The organism is Enterobacter sp. ECC_219_Taxon_10 (assembly GCF_058354905.1).
The window spans coordinates 1706473-1725688 of record NZ_CM178005.1 but is presented as its reverse complement, the minus strand read 5'-3'; the positions used below and the strand labels follow the sequence as shown (position 1 = coordinate 1725688).

Below are 19216 nucleotides of genomic sequence, written 5' to 3'. Positions count from 1 at the left end.
ATATGCTTAGCGCACGAAGGGCACCTTAACTGGCAAAACGGGGTACGTCAAGGCGCCCAACCCCAGTGAATACGCGGCTTGCAGCGATATTGGCCCCGATTCACCATAACTTACGACAATCATTTTTCCCGAACTGCTTCATTTACCTGATTAATTGTTCCGCTTTTGGCAAAATTTGTGCGCCGGATCGCGCGGTGAGATCATAATTGTAAATATCTGTACGGTACTGAGTGCGCCCGTCTTCGCCCACAAACGCCGTCAGATAGTAAAGATTGACCGGAATGTTGTGGCGAATATTCACGTAGCGCGTATCCCCTTGCTTCAGGGCGTCAGAAATACGCGTATCGTTCCAGCCCGCATCCTGCAACAGCATGTTGGCCAGCTCCGAAGCTTTATTCACGCGCACGCAGCCTGAACTCAGTGCCCGAGTATCTTTCTGGAACAGATTGTGGTTCGGCGTATCGTGCAGATAGATAGCATCTGAACTCGGCATGTTGAATTTATAGCGTCCAAGCGAGTTATGTGCGCCAGGTGCTTGCTGGAAGCGGAACGGCAGGTTAGATGGCGTGATCGTCGACCAGTCGACCATATAAGGATCGATCGCCTCTTTACTGTTCCAGCCACGCATTACCGTATAGCCATGACGTTCCAGATAACCCGGATCGTTCCAGACCTTAGGCAGAATGTCCTTACGCGCCAGCGTCGGCGGTACGTTCCACGGCGGGTTAACCACCACGTTATTTAACGCGCTACTCATCATCGGCGTTTTACGATCAGGACGCCCGACAATCACGCGCGAGGCCAGCTTCTCGCTACCATCCTGATAATAGACCAGGGAATAGGCCGGGATGTTAACCATAATGCCGGTTGACAGCGTGCCCGGCAGCAGGCGCAAACGCTGAATATTGAGCGCCAGCACCCCTGCCCGCTGCGCAGGCGATACGTTAAGCCAGTCACGCGTTGACGGGCCAATGACGCCATCGGCTCCTAGCCCCTGAGCGGCCTGGAACTGTTTAACCGCGGCGACCAGTTCGCGATCATAGGCCGCGGGCTTATTACTCTGGGTAGTGGCCTTGCTCTCTTTCACGGGCGCTGACGGGCTGACCACCGCGCTTTGCGGATCGTCGCCCGGCAAGGCAATCGTCGGCCCGCCATCAAGAATACCGGAGCGTTTGAGGATCTCGCGCAGGGCAGGCACATCGCTGCTCCACTGACCCGGCCGCAGCGTTGCGGTCCCCCGCATTTGCGGCCATGGCCGCGAGTCCCCCACCAGCGCGAGGAGCGACTGGTGCATGGTGGCATACTGCGGATGCGCCGGCGCGAGGCTGGCAATGAAGCGCGGCAGGTCGCCGTTATCCAGCGCTAATTGCCACTGGTTAATCACCGACAGGGCTGGCGTCGCCAGCTTATAGGGCTTATCGCTGTACAGCCAGCGGTTGCCGTTAACCGGAATACCCGCCACAAACTGCAGGTAGCCCATCATGGCATCGGAAAGGACCACATCCCGCGCCTGACCGGTGACGGCAGGATCGGTTAACAGTTCAACCCACTTCGTAAACTGCGGCTGAAAGCCCGCAATCGCCACTTCCGCCAACTGCTGCTGGAAGGCGCGCACGGCTTCACGGTTTTCCCACATGGGTTTCATATCGCGGGCAGCATAAAGCAGCGTGAGCTGATTGATATAGGCGGGCGTGTAGCCTGACGGCAGCCCCGTCTGGAGCTGCTGGCTGAGCGATTCGACGTCGATGCCTTCCGGCAACGGCTTAATCCCGGCCATGATGGCCGTTGCCGGAGACTGTTCCAGCGGCTGAGACAATGACGTCGGCTGCGCGCCTGTCGCTGCGGAGCTGTCAGTCGGCACAATTTCAGGCTCGTCGGCCTGGGCGGTTAACAGTGGAGCAAACATCACTGCCAGGCATAAACTCAGCGCTGACAGCTGACGACCACATTCTTTCTTTAGCAACATCCCTTGCCCCCTGTTTTCACGACATGCCCATCACGGTGGGGCTTTCTTTTATTATAGGTAGACGACAACTCTGCTGCCTTACCTTATGTAAAGAAGTTTAAAGATAACGCAGCCCTGAGCACAAGTTAAGTGAATAAAAAAAGCGGCGCTTCTGCGCCGCTCTTTGTAACAAAACGCCTCAGGACGCGTCTGCCGTGGTTTCCGGCAGTGACTCCGGCGGCTGCGGCGCAAAGCCACGCAGCCCGACAACGTGTACATGTTCGCTGTTCTGGAACACTTTACGCACCAGTTTATAGGTGGTGCCTTTTTCAGGGCTGATGTTTTCCGGTGCCGCAATGATGAGCTGCATATCGAGACGTTCGCAAAGCTCGAACAGCGTGGCAATAGAGCGGGCATCGAGACGCGCCGCTTCATCCAGGAACAGCAGTCGGCATGGGGAGATATCTTTCCCGCGCAGACGACGTGCTTCATCTTCCCAGCTCTGCACCACCATCACCAGAATCGACATCCCGGTACCGATCGCTTCACCGGTAGAGAGCGCCCCGGATTCCGCACGCAGCCAGCCGTCTGAACCACGGTTAACCTCAACTTCCATTTCCAGGTAGTTACGGTAGTCCAGAAGCTCTTCACCGATGGTTTGCGGCGTACGCTGGCCCATATCAATCTGCGGATTCAGGCGCTGATACAGCTTCGCCAGCGCTTCGGAGAAGGTCAGACGGTTGCTGTTGAACAGATCCTGATGCTGCTCGTGCTGCTCAGAGAGCACTTCCAGCAGCGTCGCGTGGGCTTCACGGACGTTGACGTTAAGACGCACGCTGTTGACCTGACCAAACGAGACGCTCTGCAGCCCCTGGTTCAGCTGGCGGATACGGTTCTGCTCGCGCTGAATGGTTTTGCGAATGATGTTCGCCACGCTGCGGGAGCTGATCGCCAGCTTCTGCTCGCGGGAGGTCAGCTCTTCCGTCAGACGCCCCAGCTCAATTTCCATCTGTTCGATGGCTTCGACCGGATCGTCGGTACGGATGATGTCCTGACGAATACGCTCGCGCAGGTGCTGATAAACGGCCACGAAGAACTGAATTTTACGTTCTGGACGTTTCGGATCCTCTGACATGCGCAATACATCGCGCAGATGTTCGTTATCCGCCACCGCCAGACGCAGCGCACCCAGCGCCTTATCCGACATCGAACGCAGCTCATCGGCAGAGAGGTATGCCAGCTCGCGACGGTGCAGGCGACGTTCAACGTTGTTATCTTTCACCATGCGCATCACGGCGCACCAGCCCGCTTTCGCCGTCACGACCTGCTCACGCATTTCGTGATAGTCGCGCTCCAGCTTGCGCAGGCGACGGGTCAGGTTATCCATTTCCGCTTCGCAGAAGGTGAGCGCTTTCTCCAGCTGATTACGACGCGCACGGTTATTGCTGAGCTGTCTATGCAGCTCGTCACGACGAATGCGCGCACGCTCTTCCGCCCCGCTGTCGGCACGGACGCCAATGTCCTGCAGCTCTTTCTGCAGGTCGTTTAACAGCTCTTTCTTGGTGTCGAAGGAGCTTTTCAGCGAGGCCAGCACCTGGTTGTACTGATTCAGCTGCGCCGAGTGGCTGCGCATCGCTTCGCGAGCGCGGGTACGTTCCGCTTCCGCCTGCTCAAGGCGTTGACGCAGTTTTTCATTCAGGTCGCTGTTACCGCTCAGCATTTCAGCCGAATCGGAGTAGCCGAAGTGGGCCCGACGCTGCACCACTTCCGTCAGGGCAAACGCCTGCTGGCGCGCCTCGCGCTGCACCTGCTGCGACCAGGCATAATCTTCTTTTAACTGCTCGAACTGTTCCGGGTCGCTCTGCAGTACAGACACCACGGGCTCCAGCTTCGCCAGCTGGTTGCCGTGCTGCTGCACGAAACGCGCGGCTTCCTGGGCTTCATCCAGACGCTCCTGGATCTCATCCACGCGGTCGGCCAGCGTATCATCCGCCAGCAGGTTGAGGCGCGGCAGGATGCGGTTAAGGGCAGCGACGCCCTCTTTCGCCTGTTCGAACTGGACGCGGCTCTGCTGGTTGTCACTTTCATGACTGGCAATCGCGCGCTCCAGCTCGCCACGGCGGGTATTGAGCTTGCGGATTTCCGCTTCCGGGTCGGCTTCAAACGCCACGGCGAGATGGTTTCCGATAAAGCGGCTGAACGCCTGGTGCAAACGCTGGGTTTTCTGCACGTCAAACGACAGGGTCGCAAAACGTTCAGACAGCGTTTCACGCTCGGCGTGCAGGCTCTCGATGCGGCTTTCACGCGCGGCGCGGCCAAACAGCGGCAGCTCGGGGAAGCGGGAGTAGCGCCACTGGCGATCGGCGATTTTCACCACCACCGCTTTTTCCAGCTCGTCAACGCTGAAGACGCTGTCATCGAACGACTGCGGATCCCCTTCGATCAGATAGAGATCTTCCGGGCAATCCTCAAGCCCTGCCAGCTGCTCAGAAATCAGCGACAGATCCGGCACCACAATTGCGTTGCGGGATGGACCGTACAGCGCGGAGAAATACGGCGCATCGTCCAGGCCAACGTCATCGTAAATCTCAGACAGCAGTACGCCGCCAAAACGCTCGGCCAGGGTATTCAGACGCGGATCTTCTGACCCGCCCGGCTGGCTTAAGCGCTCGATTTCTTCATCCACGTCACGCTTGCGCGCGCCCACTTCGTCACGCTCAACGATGGCTTCGCGCTCGCGCTCCAGCAGCTGCTGCAGGTATTCGGTCACCTGCTGGCTGGATTCAAACTCCTCGCCACACTGTTCGCTGAGCTGGTTCAGGCTGCTTTGCGCTGCCAGCCAGACCGGCGCACGCTCCAGAAGCGTCTTCGAACGAGACTGAAGCTGCTCCAGCTCCTGACGCAGCGTCATACGCTGTTCGCTGGCGTTTGATACGGTATCAGACAGGGCCGCAATACGTGCTTCCAGCTCCTGATGCAGTGCCTCAAGCTCGTCGAAATCGTATTGTTTGCCCTGGCGCTTGCAGAACTCAGCGAGCAAACGCTCGGCTTCCTGCTGCTCGCGCAGGCGCTGTTCCAGTTCGTTCAGGCGCATACGCAGCGGCTGCACCTGTTCGGCCAGATGGCGCTGGTTCACGCCGTCGCGCAGCAGTTCACGGGCTACGTCCCAGGCTTCATTACGCGCCAGCGGGCCGTTAATCGCGACCACCAGCTGATAAGCCTGCTCAAACTGGCTGTGCGCCGTTTGCGCGACGCTCATTTTCTGTTCAAGCGAGAGCAGTTTCTCGGTGGCTTCCTGCTCTTTGGCCTGGAAGGTATCCAGCCACTCGTCGGCGCTGTCCGGCGTCAGGTCTGGCAGATGGCACAGCTCTTTCGCACGCTGCAGCGCCTGCAAAGCCTGGTTGTACTGAATCGCACGCGTCTGCTGCACGTCCAGCGCCTGCTGGTAATCAGCAAGCTGGCTTTTCAGCTCGTCCACTTCCAGCTCGGCAGCTTCGGCGCGGGCTTCGTTCTCTTCCTGCATCTCGGCGGCTTCGGCCACCACTTCATTTTGCTCTTCGAGACGAATCTGCAGCTCATCGAGATCCGCTTCGTAGCGCTCGATCTTCTCCTGCTGGCGCAGCGCGGTCTGCACCAGGTTCAGGTGATCGCTGGCAGCCTGGTAATCGGCTTCCAGATCGCCTTCGGCACCGTTGTGCTCGCCCAGCTCGCGCGCCATCTCGACGTGCTTGTACTGCTCGGCCACCAGCTGTTTACGGGAGGTAAACAGTTCGCGGCGGTATTCTAACGCCTGGTCGAGATGGACGCGGCGCTCGTTGGCGTGACGCATATAGTCCGCCGCCACGTAGTTAGTGGCTTCGCTGATCAGGTGTTTAAACAGGTCGCGGTCAGACTGGGTAACGCGAATCGCTTCCAGCGTCATGCGGTTTTCACGCAGCGCCGCTTCCATATCCTGGAAGGCCTTACGCACGCCGCTATTTTCCGGCAGCAGGTAGTCGCGCAGGGAGCGGGTAATCGCGCTGGAGATACCGCCGTACAGGGAGGCTTCGATCAGACGGTAGTATTTGCTACGGTCTGATGCGGTGCGCAGACGGCGCGCCACCACGCCCAGATCGAACATCAGGGAGTGATAGTCGGTAATCGAGTTGAACTGCTTGAACTGCACGCCTTCAATAGCTTCGAGCTTGTCCTTCAGCTCCTGCAGCGTCAACACGCGCGCCTGGCGTTCGTTCAGGGTTTCCGTGAGCAGCGCGGTCGGCTGCACGGAGGTTGGCAGCCCCTGGATGGCAAACGGTTTGATATCCACTTTACGGTCGCGACCGGCGACCTGCTGCAGGCGCACGCCCACCACCACGCGCTGGTGACGCGAGTTAATGACGTCCAGTACGGAATAACAAACGCCCGCTTTCAGCTTACCGTGCAGACCTTTATCACGGGAGCCGCTTGTCGCGCCCGCTTCGGTGGTGTTACGGAAGTGAAGCAGCGTCAGATCGGGGATCAGCGCCGTAACAAACGCCGCCATGGTGGTGGATTTCCCCGCCCCGTTACCGCCGGAGAGCGTCGTGACCAGCTCATCCAGATCGAACGTTCGGGCAAAGAAGCCGTTCCAGTTAATCAGCGTCAGTGAGCGAAATTTACCGCGTTCAATCATTACTCTTCCTCCCCGCTATCCGGCAGATTCTCTTCATGCTCGTCGTTGAGCTGCAAATGGTTTTCCACCGGCATCGCTTCACCGTCGCGGATCATGCGAAGCTGCGCTTCACGCGCGTCATCGCCCGCACGCACGTCGGCGCCGAAGCGGAAGACCGATTCCGTAATGCGGAATTTGCTGCTGTCGTGGCCCATAAACCAGACCATCCCCAGACGGCGCAGACGGTTCAGGGAAGAGCGAACCTTTTCCTGTAATTTCTGACGATCGAGATCCGACCCCGTGGAGCGGTTGTTCACCAGCTTGAGCAGCTTGCTTTCATCCGCCAGCGTCAGCAGCTCGTCGTAAAGTTCCTGCTGGGTGAAGATCCCTTCATTCGCCAGACGTTCCGGGCTGAGATAGAGATAGCAAAGAATTTTGCCGACCATCATGTCCAGCTCGGAGAGAACAGAGCGCGGGATCAGGGTCGTGGAGCGCGGGCGCAGGTAGAAAAAGCCTTCCGGCGCGCGGATAAGCTCCACGTTATAGCGGGCGTAAAACTCTTCCAGGTACTCCTGGAAGTCCATCAAAAAGGCGTGATTATCCAGCTCGTCCAGGCCAATGTGACGACCGGCACGTAGCTGGCTGTCCAGCGCCGGAAATAACGGATTCGCCAGCGCCTGTGCCAGCTTAACTGGCATCACTTGTTCAATATTTGTCAATGACATGCGCCTGTACCTTGGCTCCGTAATCGTTAATTGGCTGCCACTTCGGCGGCAGTCCGGTGAAATCAGCTTGCGCGATACCCAGGCGCACCGCCTGGTCTACCACAATGCGGGCAACGTCGAAATGGCGCGCGCGAGGATATTGCGCCAGATAGTCGCGCACCACGAGTCCAAGATCCAGCGGCGCTTGTCTGGTTTTGTAGACAGCGAGCTGTTCTTCGATCATCGCCGCAAGCTGCTCGCGAATTTCGTTGAATTCTTCGTATTCCAGATCCGGCGGCAGTTCACCGGTCACCTCTTCATCGCGCAATGCCATCTCTTCGTCGCGCATATCCAGCAGACGATCGGCATTGGCATAGGTCAGCGCCCACGGCGCATCAAAGTAGGTCTGTACCGACTGACGCAGACGCTGGGCAAAGACGCGGTTTTTATCCATATCGATCGCGGTACGGATAAATTTATGCACGTGGCGGTCATAGCCGATCCACAGATCGATCGACTGCTGGCCCCAGCTGATAATGCGGTCGAGTTTACTCTGCAGATCGAACACCAGACGGTCAATAAAATGCAGATCGTCGTGCGCCAGGGTCGCGTCCTGGATGCGCAGCAGGTTGGCCTGTAGCTTGTCCCCTGCGGCCTCCAGCGTATCCTGCAGTTCACGCAGCGTACCGGAGGTTTCTGACAGCAAAAGTTCACAGCTGGAGATGGCCGCTCGCCAGTCTTTATTCAGCAGCTGCGCGATATCGTCTTTCACCTGCTGCTGCTGTTCGTCCATCAGGCGCTGGGTGAGATCGATACTGTCGAAAATCTCGGCCACCGAGTATTTCAGCGGCGCGTAAACGTTGCGATGCCAGTGGAATTCGTCACCGTTTTCATCCGCCGCATCGGCGGCGCGCTTAAGCTCACCGGCCACGATCGAGAGCTGCATGGAAAGACGCAGCGTGGAAAATTCGCGCTGGCGAATATAGTAATCGGTGATGCCGATGCCCAGCGGCGTCAGGCGATAGATGGCGTTTCCTTCCGCCTGCTCGCTGGTAAAGCGGTTCAGCAGACGTTGACGCACCATATCGTTGATCGCGTTGTTGGCACGCACGCTAATGGTTTCGCTGGTTTGCTCAAACGCATCACTGACGTGGCGGAACGCATCCACCAGTTCACCCTCGCTCATTTCACCGTCCAGCCGCTCGCCGTTCAACGTGGCAACCGCCAGCAGGAAAGAGAGTCTGTCTACCGGCAGCGAGATGGAGAAATCGTTTTTCCTGGCCCAGGCAACCAGTTCGGGGACTGTCTGGGAAAATTCACTCATAGGTTATCCTTGCATCTGCGGCTTGTGCGCGGTGACGTGAATATAGCGGCCAAGGCTGACAAAAGGCTCCTGGCGGCAATACCGCGTTTCTAATTCTGTTAAGGTGTCAAAACAGTCACGCTGTTTGTGTTTTTCACGCAGATAATCATGAAACACCCTGACGCCCGTCTTCCCGACGATCTGCCAGCCAATCTCTTCCAGCCAGCCGTAAACCTGCTGCGGATCGCGCGGATAGTCCGGGGAAAGCGTGCGTTTTTTCTTTTTAGGCATCCCGACCTGAACATAGTCGAAGTTTCCTGCCACCATGTTGTGCATCAGGAAGCCGTTAGCATTGTAGAACATCAGCGACAGCGTGCCGCCCGGGCGTAACATCGACCACAGGGTTTGTAACACGCTTAGCGGATCGGCTACCCACTCCAGCACCGCATGAAACAATATCAGATCAACCTGTGTTTCCAAATGCTGTGCGATGTCCTGAGCGGCGCATTGTATAAAATGCATGTTGTCGCTCACACCTTTCTCTTCTGCGGCACGCGTCGCGCGGGCGACCATTTCAGCAGAAAGATCGCAAAGCGTGACGTGATGACCGAGCCCGGCCATTTTTATCGCCGTCTGCCCTTCACCGCCTCCGGCATCCAGCACGCGCAACGTTTGGCCGCCAAAGGTAGCCAGAATGGTGTCCAGATCCTGCCAGAGGATCGTCTGACGGAGCTGCCCTTTCGTGGTGCCATAAATGTTGCGCGAAAACTTTTCCGCGATGTCATCAAAATTGCGATCCCGCATTGGGAGAGTTCCACTCGCTAACTGCAAAACCGCTATTTTGTCACACCCGCGCGGAGAATGAACCTCTCTGGTGTAATATCACGGGTAATCACCTGCTATATGGTCAAAAAAGGAACCAAAAAGGATGCTTTTTACCCTTAAGAAATACGTTGGAGGGATGATGCTTCCCCTTCCGCTGCTACTCATCATCATTGCGCTGGGGCTGGTGCTGGTGTGGTTTAGTCGCTTTCAGAAAAGTGGCAAAACGCTTATCACGTTCGGCTGGCTTGTCCTGCTGCTGCTGAGCCTGCAACCGGTGGCGGATGGCCTGTTACGTCCCATCGAAGCTAAGTACCCAACGTGGCAGGGAAACCAGAAAGTTGAATACATCGTGGTGCTGGGCGGCGGATATACCTGGGATCCTGACTGGGCCCCCAGCTCGAACCTGATTAACAACAGCCTGCCGCGGCTAAACGAGGGCATTCGCCTCTGGCTGGCGAATCCGGGATCAAAAATGATCTTCACCGGCGCGGCGGCAAAAACGAACCCGGTGAGTACGGCGGAAGCGGGCGCCAGAATCGCGGAATCGCTCGGCGTCCCGCGTTCCTCGATTATCACCCTGGACAGCCCAAAGGATACCGAGGAAGAGGCCGCTGCGGTGAAGCAGGCGATTGGCGATGTTCCGTTCTTACTGGTGACCTCCGCCTCGCACCTGCCAAGAGCGATGATTTTCTTCGAGAAGCAAGGTCTGCACCCGCTTCCCGCGCCGGCAAACCAGATGGCCATCAGCGCGCCGCTCAACCCATGGGAGCGGGTAATTCCATCTCCGATGTGGCTGATGCATAGCGATCGCGTCGGCTACGAGACGCTCGGACGCCTCTGGCAGTGGCTGAAAGGATCGTCAGGCGAGCCAGGGCAAGAGTGACCTCGCCGCAAGATCGAAGTTGGCGCGATTGAAACGTCCGGTGTTGACCAGCTGCGCCACTTCGTCCCAGAGCAGGTAGAGCCAGCGTCGCCAGAGAAACGCCTCTGCAACGGGCGCGCGTTGAAGGTAGTGCCACAGTAGCCCTTCCGCCGCCCCGCTGTCGCTGAGCCTGAACAGCTCATATTCGCGCGGAGCCCAGAGCATGATCCCCGGCCCCAACATCGCCAGAAGCTGATCGCTGCGGGAGTCTTTCAGCATGCTGCGCAGAGTAAAATTGCCGTGGATCAGCACGCAGTTGTCATTAAATCCTTCGAACAGTGCCGGCAAGCACTCGCGGGTGCGAAACAGGATACGTTTGTCCTGCATGGTTAAACCGGTATTGTTGAACTGGTTAAGCGTCCCCCACAGCACTTCCACCCGCTGGCGATACCACAGCGGCCACAGGTTTTCCTGAGTGCTGTCGACCGGCCCGACGAGCCCGCGGCTATCCTGGCGGTGCCAGGCCAGCAGCGCCTCGACAATCTGGTCTTTCAGCTGCTCCCAGCGTTCCGGCGTGCGCGCGGGCGCTTCAACGGGCACGCCGCGCAAACGCTCAATCAGCAGTACGTCCGGACCGGGGTGTTCCTCATGCGTCATCACGCCGTACACGGTCGGCATACGGACGGTCCCCTCCCGCGCCAGCATCGACATTTTCCACGCAAGCTGCCTGGCAACGCCCGGCGAGGTGAAACTTCTGGCCATCAGCGGCATCGGGTTGCCCTGGCTGTCATACAACGACCAAAGCGCGGTATCGGCCTTTTCACTCACGCATTCGACCCGGCTTAACTTCTCACCCAGCAGATGGCTAAGTTCGGCACGCAGCTGTTCCATATGAGATTACCCCCATTAAGACTACTGCTTTTATAATGAGCGCACAGCGTGAAGATGTCACCCGGAAGAGATCAATTAGGGTAAAGAAAGGGGAATTAGCGGGGAGAGAACATCCCCCCGAAAGGAGGGATGCAGGCGGGATTAGCGCAGCTCGGCGCGGACGCGCTCAAGATCTTCCGGCGTATCAACACCCGTTCCCGGTACTTCGCGGGCAACGGCAACGTGGATTTTTTCGCCATACCAGAGGACGCGAAGCTGCTCCAGCATTTCGATATGCTCCAGCGGGCTCGGCGCCCAGGCAACATAGCGACGAATAAAGCCGGCGCGATAGCCGTAGATCCCAATATGGCGCAGGAAGGAATCACCGATGGTCTCTTTTGATACCGCAAAGCGATCGCGATCCCAGGGGATCGTGGCGCGCGAGAAATAGAGCGCGTAGCCTTCGGCATCCATGACAACCTTCACCGCATTCGGATTGAATGCCTCTTCAGCGTGGTGAATGGGCACCGCGAGCGTCGCCATACCGACCTGGCGCTGCGCCAGATTCTCCGCCACCTGACGGATAATAACGGCCGGGATCATCGGCTCGTCGCCCTGCACGTTTACGATGACCGTATCGTCACTGAAACCACATTTCTCAACCACTTCAGCCAGACGCTCGGTGCCGGACTGGTGATCGGCTCGGGTCATGCACACCTCACCGCCTGCGGCTTCAACCGCGCGGGCGACATCAGGATGATCGGTGGCAACAATCACGCGAGCGGCACCGGACTCACGTGCCCGCTCGAGGACATGCACAATCATCGGCTTGCCGTTGATATCCACCAGCGGTTTACCCGGCAGACGCGTTGAGGCATAACGCGCAGGAATAATGACGACAAAACTCATGGTTTGCTCTCTTCTGCCACCAGGGAACGGGCTTCGTTTTCCAGCAATACCGGAATGCCGTCACGCAGCGGGAAGGCCAGACTGTCCAGCTTGCAAATCAGCTCCTGTTTGTCCTGGCTGTAGTAGAGTTTGCCGTTGCATACCGGGCAGGCAATAATTTCAAGTAAACGGTGATCCATAGTTCCTCCGTATGGGTAATCGCTAAAGCTTAACACATTCCCTTTTCAGGGAGTGCCTGTTTCCCAGCCACTTCGACAGGATGTGAATAACCCGTCAGGTACCCGGCCAAGCGTCACGTCGTGAGCTCCCTGCCAGCACGCGAACTCGCTAATGGCGGAGGTTAGCCCTTTTTCCAGGCTCGCAGTGACCCTGACGCCCTCTTCCAGATAAAGCGCAATGACTTCCAGCGTGCCGGTCTTGCGGTGCATTTTGGCATCCATGCGGCCGACCAGTTGCCCCTTGTGCAGCAGCGGTAAAACAAAATAGCCGTACTGCCGCTTTGGCGCCGGGGTATAGCACTCCAGCCGGTAGCTGAAATCGAATAGCTGCTCGGCGCGCTTTCTGTCCCAGACCACCGGATCGAAAGGTGACAACACCGCGCTGTGCGTTGCCCGGAGTTTCCCCTCCAGGGCCTCGGGCAGCAGAGGGAGGAGATCCGCATGCAGCCACATTTCTCCCAGCGTTTCCACCGTGACGGGAATGACTCGCTGTTCGCGCTGCCATATCTCCAGCAGCGGCTTCAGCGCGGGCTGGCGAAGGCGGTAATAATCTGCCAGCCATTGCGCACGGAAAATACCCAGGCTGCGGGCGCTGTTTTCCAGCATGATGGCTTCGGCGGCCTCCTGAGTAAGCATGTCGCGCTCGTCGTCCCAGTGGGGCATCACGCGATGCGTCAGGTCATAAACGCGCTGAAAATTACGCCGTTCAATGACCATGACTTTGCCTGACGTGAATAACCCTTCCAGATGACGCTTGTGCGGTTTCCACTCCCACCAGCCACTTGCACCTTTGCGGGGATGTTCAAAATCAGCGGAGCGAACGGGGCCTTTTTCCTGAATATGGCTGATAAGCTGCTCTATTTCGGCCGCGTGTTCCTGCATCCACGCCTGCCGGTATTTCCAGCCCATTTTTTCCGGGGCAAGCATACGGTGGCGCACCAGGGCAAAGTCGCTGCGGGGCAGGAAGCAGGCTTCGTGCGCCCAGTACTCCATCAGCTCCCCTTTGGAGAGCGCCTCATCCAGCCACTGCGAAGGATAACTTCCCAGACGGCTAAACAGCACCAGGTAAGGGCTACGGGCCACAATATTAATGGTGTCGATTTGGAGCAGCGACATGCGCTGGACGGTAGAGAGGATATCAGCAGGCTGCGCGCGGCGGCGGGGCTTTTTGAGCAGCCCCTGCGCGGCAAGGTGTAAATGACGTGCGGCTGAAAGCGAGAGTTGCGGTAAAGACATGCGTTTTCCTGTCAGTCAAAGCGCCACCAGAACCGCGTAAGTCTCTACTGCACCAACGCAATCAGTTCCTTGAGCAAGTGTTCCGGCTGTTCGCCGCTGAGTTCAGCGTCAACCGGCAGATACCACCAGTTTTCTTTCGCAAAGGCACGGCATTTCACCGCATCTTTTTCGGTCATGATCAGCGACTGTCCGGGCACGGTCAGGGCATCCACCTGCCCTTCCACCAGCGCCTGATGGTCGGCCAGCGGAACGCGTTTTTCAAGCCGAGCGCCACACTGCTCCAGCGTCGCGAAGAAGCGCGGCGGATGACCAATTCCCGCCATCGCCACCAGTGAAGGTAGCTCAGCAACCGACCGGCGTTCACCCGTCGCCAGGTTGACCGCCAGACCCGGCTGCAGGTTCATCGGGATTTCACCCGATTTTGCCTCTCCACCGTTCACAATCACTGCATCAACGGACTTCAGTCGCGAAGCGCGTTCGCGCATGGGGCCAGCAGGCAGCCACCAGCCGTTGCCGAAACGGCGAACCCCGTCAATAACCACAATCTCTTTATCACGCGCCAGAGCGTAATGCTGCAGGCCATCGTCAGTGATGATGATTTGTACCGCCTGTTCGGCAAGCAGTGCCTGAACGGCGTCGCTGCGCACCGGGGAGACCGCAACCGGCGCGCCGGTACGCTGGAAAATCAATACTGGCTCATCCCCCGCTTCTGCGGTCGTGGTTTCCGCCGACAGAAGCAATGGGTAATGCGCCGCTTTGCCACCATAGCCGCGCGACACCACGCCGGGGCGAATACCGCGCTTTTGCAACTGCTCTACCAGCCAGATCACCACCGGCGTTTTGCCGTTGCCGCCCGCCGTGAGGTTACCCACCACTACAACCGGCACCGGCGCGCGCCAGGCGCGCTTGATCCCCAGACGGTAAAACAGGCGAATAGTGCCGCTCACCAGGCCATACAGCCAGGAGAGCGGCAAAAGCAGCAGCCACAGCGGGGATTCACCGGACCAGATGCGTGCAATCATTCGCCAAACTGCATTTTATGAAGCTGGGCGTAAACGCCGCGGTGTTCCAGCAGATCAGCATGGCTTCCGCGTTCAACAATGATACCGTCCTCAACCACGACGATCTCATCCGCCTGCTCGATAGTGGACAGACGGTGCGCAATCACCAGCGAAGTACGGTTCTTCTGCAGTTCATCCAGCGCCGACTGAATCGCGCGTTCAGATTCCGTATCCAGAGCAGAGGTTGCTTCGTCCAGGATCAGAATCGGGCTATCGCGCAGCAGCGCGCGCGCAATGGCGATACGCTGGCGTTGACCGCCGGAGAGCAGTACGCCGTTTTCACCGATTATCGTATCCAGACCGTTATCCATCTTGTTGATAAAGTCCATTGCATAGGCCATACGCGCGGCGTTCTCAATCTGCTCGCGGCTGTACTCGTCAGTGCGCGCATAAGCAATGTTGTTGGCAACCGTATCGTTGAAGAGATGCACGTTCTGAGAAACCAGCGCAACCTGGTTACGCAGCGACTGCAGGGTGTACTCCCGCAGGTCGTGACCATCCAGCAGGATCTCACCTTCGTTAATGTCGTAGAAACGGGTGATGAGGCTGGCAATGGTGGATTTACCGGAGCCGGAGCGGCCTACCAGCGCAACGGTTTTACCTGCCGGAATCGTCAGGTTGATATTGCGCAGAGCCGGCGTTTCGCGGCCTGGATAGGTGAAGGTCACGTTGCGGAACTCAACGTCGCCACGTGCACGCTCTACCTCGCGTGTACCTTCGTCTTTTTCCTGTTCGGAATCCAGAATGCTAAACAGCGTCTGGCAGGCGGCCATCCCGCGCTGGAACTGGGCGTTCACGTTCGTCAGGGATTTCAGCGGGCGCATCAGGGCGATCATAGAGGAGAAGACCACGGTGATGGTACCCGCCGTCAGTGTCTCCATTACGCTCGGGAAGCTTGCCGCATAGAGAACGAACGCCAGCGCCAGTGAGGCAATCAGCTGAATGATCGGGTCAGAGATGGAAGAGGCCGAGACCATCTTCATCCCCTGCAGACGCATTTTGTTGCTGACTTTGTCAAAGCGTTTGGTTTCGACTTCCTGACCGCCGAAGATCAACACTTCTTTATGCCCTTTCAGCATCTGCTCTGCGCTGGTCGTCACCTGCCCCATGGTGTTCTGCATATTTTTACTGATATTGCGGAAGCGCTTCGAGACGACACGGATAGCAATAGAAACTATCGGCGCCAGAACGATAAGGATGATCGACAGCTGCCAGCTGTAATAGAACATCATCGCGAACAGGCCGATGATCGACGCCCCTTCACGCACGACGGTAATCAGTGCGCTTGAGGACGAGGAGGCTACCTGCTCTGAGTCGTAGGTGATGCGGGACAGCAGCGTCCCGGTAGACTGCTTGTCAAAGAATGAGACCGGCATGCCCATCATGTGGCTGAACAGACGACGGCGCATGGTCATAACCACTTTCCCGGAAACCCAGGAGATGCAGTAGCTGGAGATATAGCTGGTGATACCACGTAAGATCATCAGCCCGATAACCACCAGAGGCATCCATAGCAACACTGAGCGATCCGTTTTACCAAAACCGTCATCCAGTAACGGTTTGAGGAGCGATAACATAAAAGTATCGCTGGCTGCGTTGAGAATTAACGCTACACCCGCCACGATCAGGCCTGCTTTAAAAGGTGCAATCATCGGCCAGAGTCGGCGGAAGGTTTGCCACGTGGAGAGATCTTTGTCGTTATGCATTCAAAAAACCAGCATTTGTTGAAATAGCCGCATATTCTACCCGTTATCTACGGGCGCGCCAAACCACTGATGATACCAACGTGGTAAAAATTGATCCCGCAAGCGCCGGATTTGCCAGCGATGGTGCGAAAACGTCACCGATATTTGCCCGGAATGGGGGGTATCGTGCCAGATATACCCCTCTTTTCGATAACGCCGGACCACTTTAACCGACGGGAACCGCCATGCGTTGTAGCGGGCCGCTGAATCCAGCGCAATCTGTCCCTCTACCCGCTGTACCAGCGGCAATGATGACGAGGTATTGCTGCCGTGATGCGGTACCTGTATGAGTGTTGACGTAAGATGTTTCCAGTAATGGCTAAGCATAGCCTGTTCTGCCTGTGCTTCAATGTCTCCCGTCAGCAGAACGCTCTGCTCGCCGTCGTCAATTTTTACCACGCAGGAGTGATTGTTCCCCTGAGCCGGATAATTTTCAGGAGGCCAGTGGACGGAGAAGGTTAACCCTTGCCATCGCCATTTCTGCCCACGAAAACAGGGAAGATGCTCCGCCAGGCGCAGCGGACTTCTTACCCACGCCTCAGGCCATGCCTTTTGTAACGATGCAAGGCCTCCCGCATGGTCGAGGTGCTCATGGCTGAGAATAATCCCCTCTGGCTGCAGGTGATGCCAGCGCAGCCACGGTATAATTAACCGCTGCGCGCTATCCCCGCCCGGCCAGGCGAGCCCGGTGTCATAGAGAATGGCTTTACCCTGCCGTTCAATGACCATTGCCAGCCCCTGTCCTACATCCAGCATATGTAGCGTCCAGGCGTCGCTTTTCGCCGTTCGCCAGAGGGGAAATGCCAGTAAGACAGTTCCAGCCAGACAAACGGCAGGAACGGTTTTCCAGGCACGAAAACGCCAGCCGATGATGATAAGCCAGGGCAGTAACGTCATGTACTGCCAGCGTTGATCCACACTCTGCCAGCCGTCTGGCAGGCGCATCAGCAGCCAGAACAACCCGGCAAGCGTCTTATCGGCTGCATACCAGATGCCGCTTTCCAGCCCCGCCAGTGGCAGCAGATGGAGCAGCATGCCAAGTAAAATCAGCGGTACGCAGACAAACGTCACCAGCGGAACGGCAAAGAGATTGGCGATCAATGATGAAATGCTAAAGCCATGGAAAATCAGAACCTGTAACGGCATGAGAAGCAACAGCATGCCGACCTGAAGATAGAGAAGGTTCAGCAGCGGCCGAATACGTCGAGCCCGTTGCCAGTCAGGAAGCGGCAGCCACTGAAACCAGAAAATCAACGCGGCGACGGCAAATGCAGACAGAAGCAGACTCTGCGATAGCATGGCTAAGGGATCGCTTACCAGGATCGCCGCGACACAGCAGATCCACACCTGCCAGGGAGACCACTGCCGGGCACCGATGCGCAGTGCCGCCAGCACGGCAAGTGCGATGACCGTGCGTAGCGCGGGCGGTTGCAGGCCGGTCAGCCAGGCGTAGAAAGCGGCAAAGCATAACCCGGCCAGCAGAGGCATTTGCCAGTGGACCCGATGGCAAGGTAATAAAAACTGAAGCCCGCGCGTGAGCAACCAGACGATGGAGGCCGCCAGCGCGATATGCAGGCCCGAAATCGCCATCAGATGCAGCGTGCCGGTTTCACGCATCAGGTCTTTTATTTCTCCTGGAACATCCAGACGTTCCCCCATCCCCAGCCCGAGGATCACCGCGCCCCAGCGATAAGCAGAAAGTCGGTTTTGCAGCGACGTCAGGTATTGCGCTCGCAGACTGCAACGCCCATCGACGAGTTCTGCATGGGTAAAGCGCCCGCTCAGCGTTTGATGGCGGGCAATAGCGCTGCGCTGGGGATCATACCCTCCGTCGTTCAGTTCGCCGTGAGCCGGCCTGAGCCTGAGGGTCATTGCCCAGCGCTGACCGGCACACGCTTTCTGCGGCAGATAATGACCATAAAGCGTTACGCCCGTTGACGCCCACCAGCGCTGGCCATCAACGGTGAGTATTTTTCCCTGATGCACAGTGGCACCATCAGTGGCGGCGATTTCTACCTCGGCCTGTACGGCACCTGCGGTTAAATGCTGCATCGGCCAGACGCTCTCTTGCGCAGCCAGAATGCCCCACACGCAAAAGAGCAGCGTAAGCCCCACATACTTCAGCCGTACGTTTTGGCGTGCGGCCAGTGCAGCCCCGCCAGCCATCATTATCCACACGGTATAACGCGATGGCAGTTCGGGTAACCAGAGTAACGGGGCTATCGCCAGAATGGCGCAGATACCTAAAGCGGGAATTCCCATTGCTACCTCCCTGTTTCAGGGTGGCAGTATGCTAGCGGGTGGTGCGGGTCGTCAGGTAAGAAGAATGCGATTTACAGCAAGCGCAGCAATGTATTTTATGCGTTACAGAAAACGAAACGGAAAATGCGGGGCACCTTCAGAAAGAAAGCGACGGGTACAAAAAAAGCACCCGCAGGTGCTTTCTTTCGAACCCAGTTTAACCGGCTGGCTAAACTCAGTTGCCGTAAATATTGGCGCGATCGCGCAGCTCTTTACCCGGCTTAAAGTGTGGAACGTACTTACCTTCCAGCTCGACTTTATCACCAGTTTTCGGGTTACGCCCGGTACGTGGAGCACGATAGTGCAGAGAAAAACTACCGAAACCGCGGATTTCAATGCGCTCGCCCTGGGCAAGAGTGGAGGCCATATGCTCCAGCATCTCTTTTACGGCATCTTCCACTGCCTTGGCAGGGATATGCGGTTGCTGACTGGCAAGTCTTTCAATCAATTCTGACTTGGTCATGATTCCTCCGGTTCCTTTCAAACCAATTAGCTGAACAGCTTATTAAACAAGGGCGGCCGTAGCCGCCCTTTGTTATTGATTACAGGACGAATCCTGCAATCTGTCAAGTCTGCTCCTCATCCTTCGCGCTGTAAATGCGTTACA

General features: G+C 57.5%; 14 protein-coding genes. 1 reads left to right on the top strand and 13 read right to left on the bottom strand.

Annotated features, from left to right (window positions below; translation table 11 throughout):
* Positions 1-142: 142 nt before the first annotated feature.
* The 5 genes from ldtD to cmoM all read right to left on the bottom strand — a co-directional run bounded on the left by ldtD (position 143) and on the right by cmoM (position 9386).
* Complete coding sequence (gene ldtD, locus AC4ICF_RS08140) at positions 143-1966, bottom strand: L,D-transpeptidase (RefSeq protein WP_316380053.1); 1824 nt, start codon at positions 1964-1966, stop codon at positions 143-145.
* Between the two features lie 178 nt (positions 1967-2144).
* The gene (gene mukB / locus AC4ICF_RS08135) at positions 2145-6596 is read right to left on the bottom strand and encodes a chromosome partition protein MukB (RefSeq protein WP_316380052.1); all 4452 of its coding nucleotides are present in this window, start codon (positions 6594-6596) and stop codon (positions 2145-2147) included.
* Entirely contained in the window at positions 6596-7300 is a 705-nt protein-coding gene (gene mukE, locus AC4ICF_RS08130) for a chromosome partition protein MukE (RefSeq protein WP_008499954.1), read from the bottom strand. The genes mukB and mukE overlap by 1 nt, the downstream gene beginning before the upstream one ends.
* Positions 7281-8603, bottom strand: a complete 1323-nt coding sequence (mukF, locus tag AC4ICF_RS08125) for a chromosome partition protein MukF (protein ID WP_041910621.1) — start codon at positions 8601-8603, stop codon at positions 7281-7283. The genes mukE and mukF overlap by 20 nt, the downstream gene beginning before the upstream one ends.
* 3 nt (positions 8604-8606) lie before the next feature.
* On the bottom strand, positions 8607-9386 hold the full coding sequence (gene cmoM, locus AC4ICF_RS08120; protein ID WP_116340942.1) for a tRNA uridine 5-oxyacetic acid(34) methyltransferase CmoM: 780 nt from the start codon (positions 9384-9386) through the stop codon (positions 8607-8609).
* Positions 9387-9510: 124 nt separating this feature from the next.
* On the opposite strand from cmoM, the gene elyC reads away from it, so the two are divergent.
* Positions 9511-10290: an envelope biogenesis factor ElyC gene (gene elyC / locus AC4ICF_RS08115; RefSeq protein ID WP_316380051.1), complete on the top strand. Its 780-nt coding sequence runs from the start codon at positions 9511-9513 to the stop codon at positions 10288-10290.
* Here elyC and AC4ICF_RS08110 read toward each other — a convergent pair.
* The 8 genes from AC4ICF_RS08110 to ihfB form a co-directional block, all read right to left on the bottom strand.
* Positions 10267-11160, bottom strand: a complete 894-nt coding sequence (locus AC4ICF_RS08110; RefSeq protein ID WP_116340946.1) for a YcbJ family phosphotransferase — start codon at positions 11158-11160, stop codon at positions 10267-10269. The two genes, elyC and AC4ICF_RS08110, sit on opposite strands and share 24 nt — an antisense overlap.
* Before the next feature lie 141 nt (positions 11161-11301).
* The gene (gene kdsB / locus AC4ICF_RS08105) at positions 11302-12048 is read right to left on the bottom strand and encodes a 3-deoxy-manno-octulosonate cytidylyltransferase (RefSeq protein WP_316380050.1); all 747 of its coding nucleotides are present in this window, start codon (positions 12046-12048) and stop codon (positions 11302-11304) included.
* Complete coding sequence (gene ycaR / locus AC4ICF_RS08100) at positions 12045-12227, bottom strand: protein YcaR (protein WP_006174474.1); 183 nt, start codon at positions 12225-12227, stop codon at positions 12045-12047. The genes kdsB and ycaR overlap by 4 nt, the downstream gene beginning before the upstream one ends.
* A gap of 45 nt (positions 12228-12272) precedes the next feature.
* The gene (locus tag AC4ICF_RS08095) at positions 12273-13502 is read right to left on the bottom strand and encodes a winged helix-turn-helix domain-containing protein (RefSeq protein ID WP_316380049.1); all 1230 of its coding nucleotides are present in this window, start codon (positions 13500-13502) and stop codon (positions 12273-12275) included.
* A gap of 44 nt (positions 13503-13546) precedes the next feature.
* Positions 13547-14524: a tetraacyldisaccharide 4'-kinase gene (lpxK, locus tag AC4ICF_RS08090; RefSeq protein ID WP_316380048.1), complete on the bottom strand. Its 978-nt coding sequence runs from the start codon at positions 14522-14524 to the stop codon at positions 13547-13549.
* Entirely contained in the window at positions 14521-16269 is a 1749-nt protein-coding gene (msbA, locus tag AC4ICF_RS08085; protein ID WP_116340954.1) for a lipid A ABC transporter ATP-binding protein/permease MsbA, read from the bottom strand. Before msbA ends, lpxK begins: the two co-directional genes overlap by 4 nt.
* A gap of 36 nt (positions 16270-16305) precedes the next feature.
* Positions 16306-18570: a ComEC family protein gene (locus AC4ICF_RS08080; RefSeq protein WP_316380047.1), complete on the bottom strand. Its 2265-nt coding sequence runs from the start codon at positions 18568-18570 to the stop codon at positions 16306-16308.
* Positions 18571-18784: 214 nt separating this feature from the next.
* The gene (ihfB, locus tag AC4ICF_RS08075; protein WP_008499965.1) at positions 18785-19072 is read right to left on the bottom strand and encodes an integration host factor subunit beta; all 288 of its coding nucleotides are present in this window, start codon (positions 19070-19072) and stop codon (positions 18785-18787) included.
* Positions 19073-19216 lie beyond the last annotated feature (144 nt).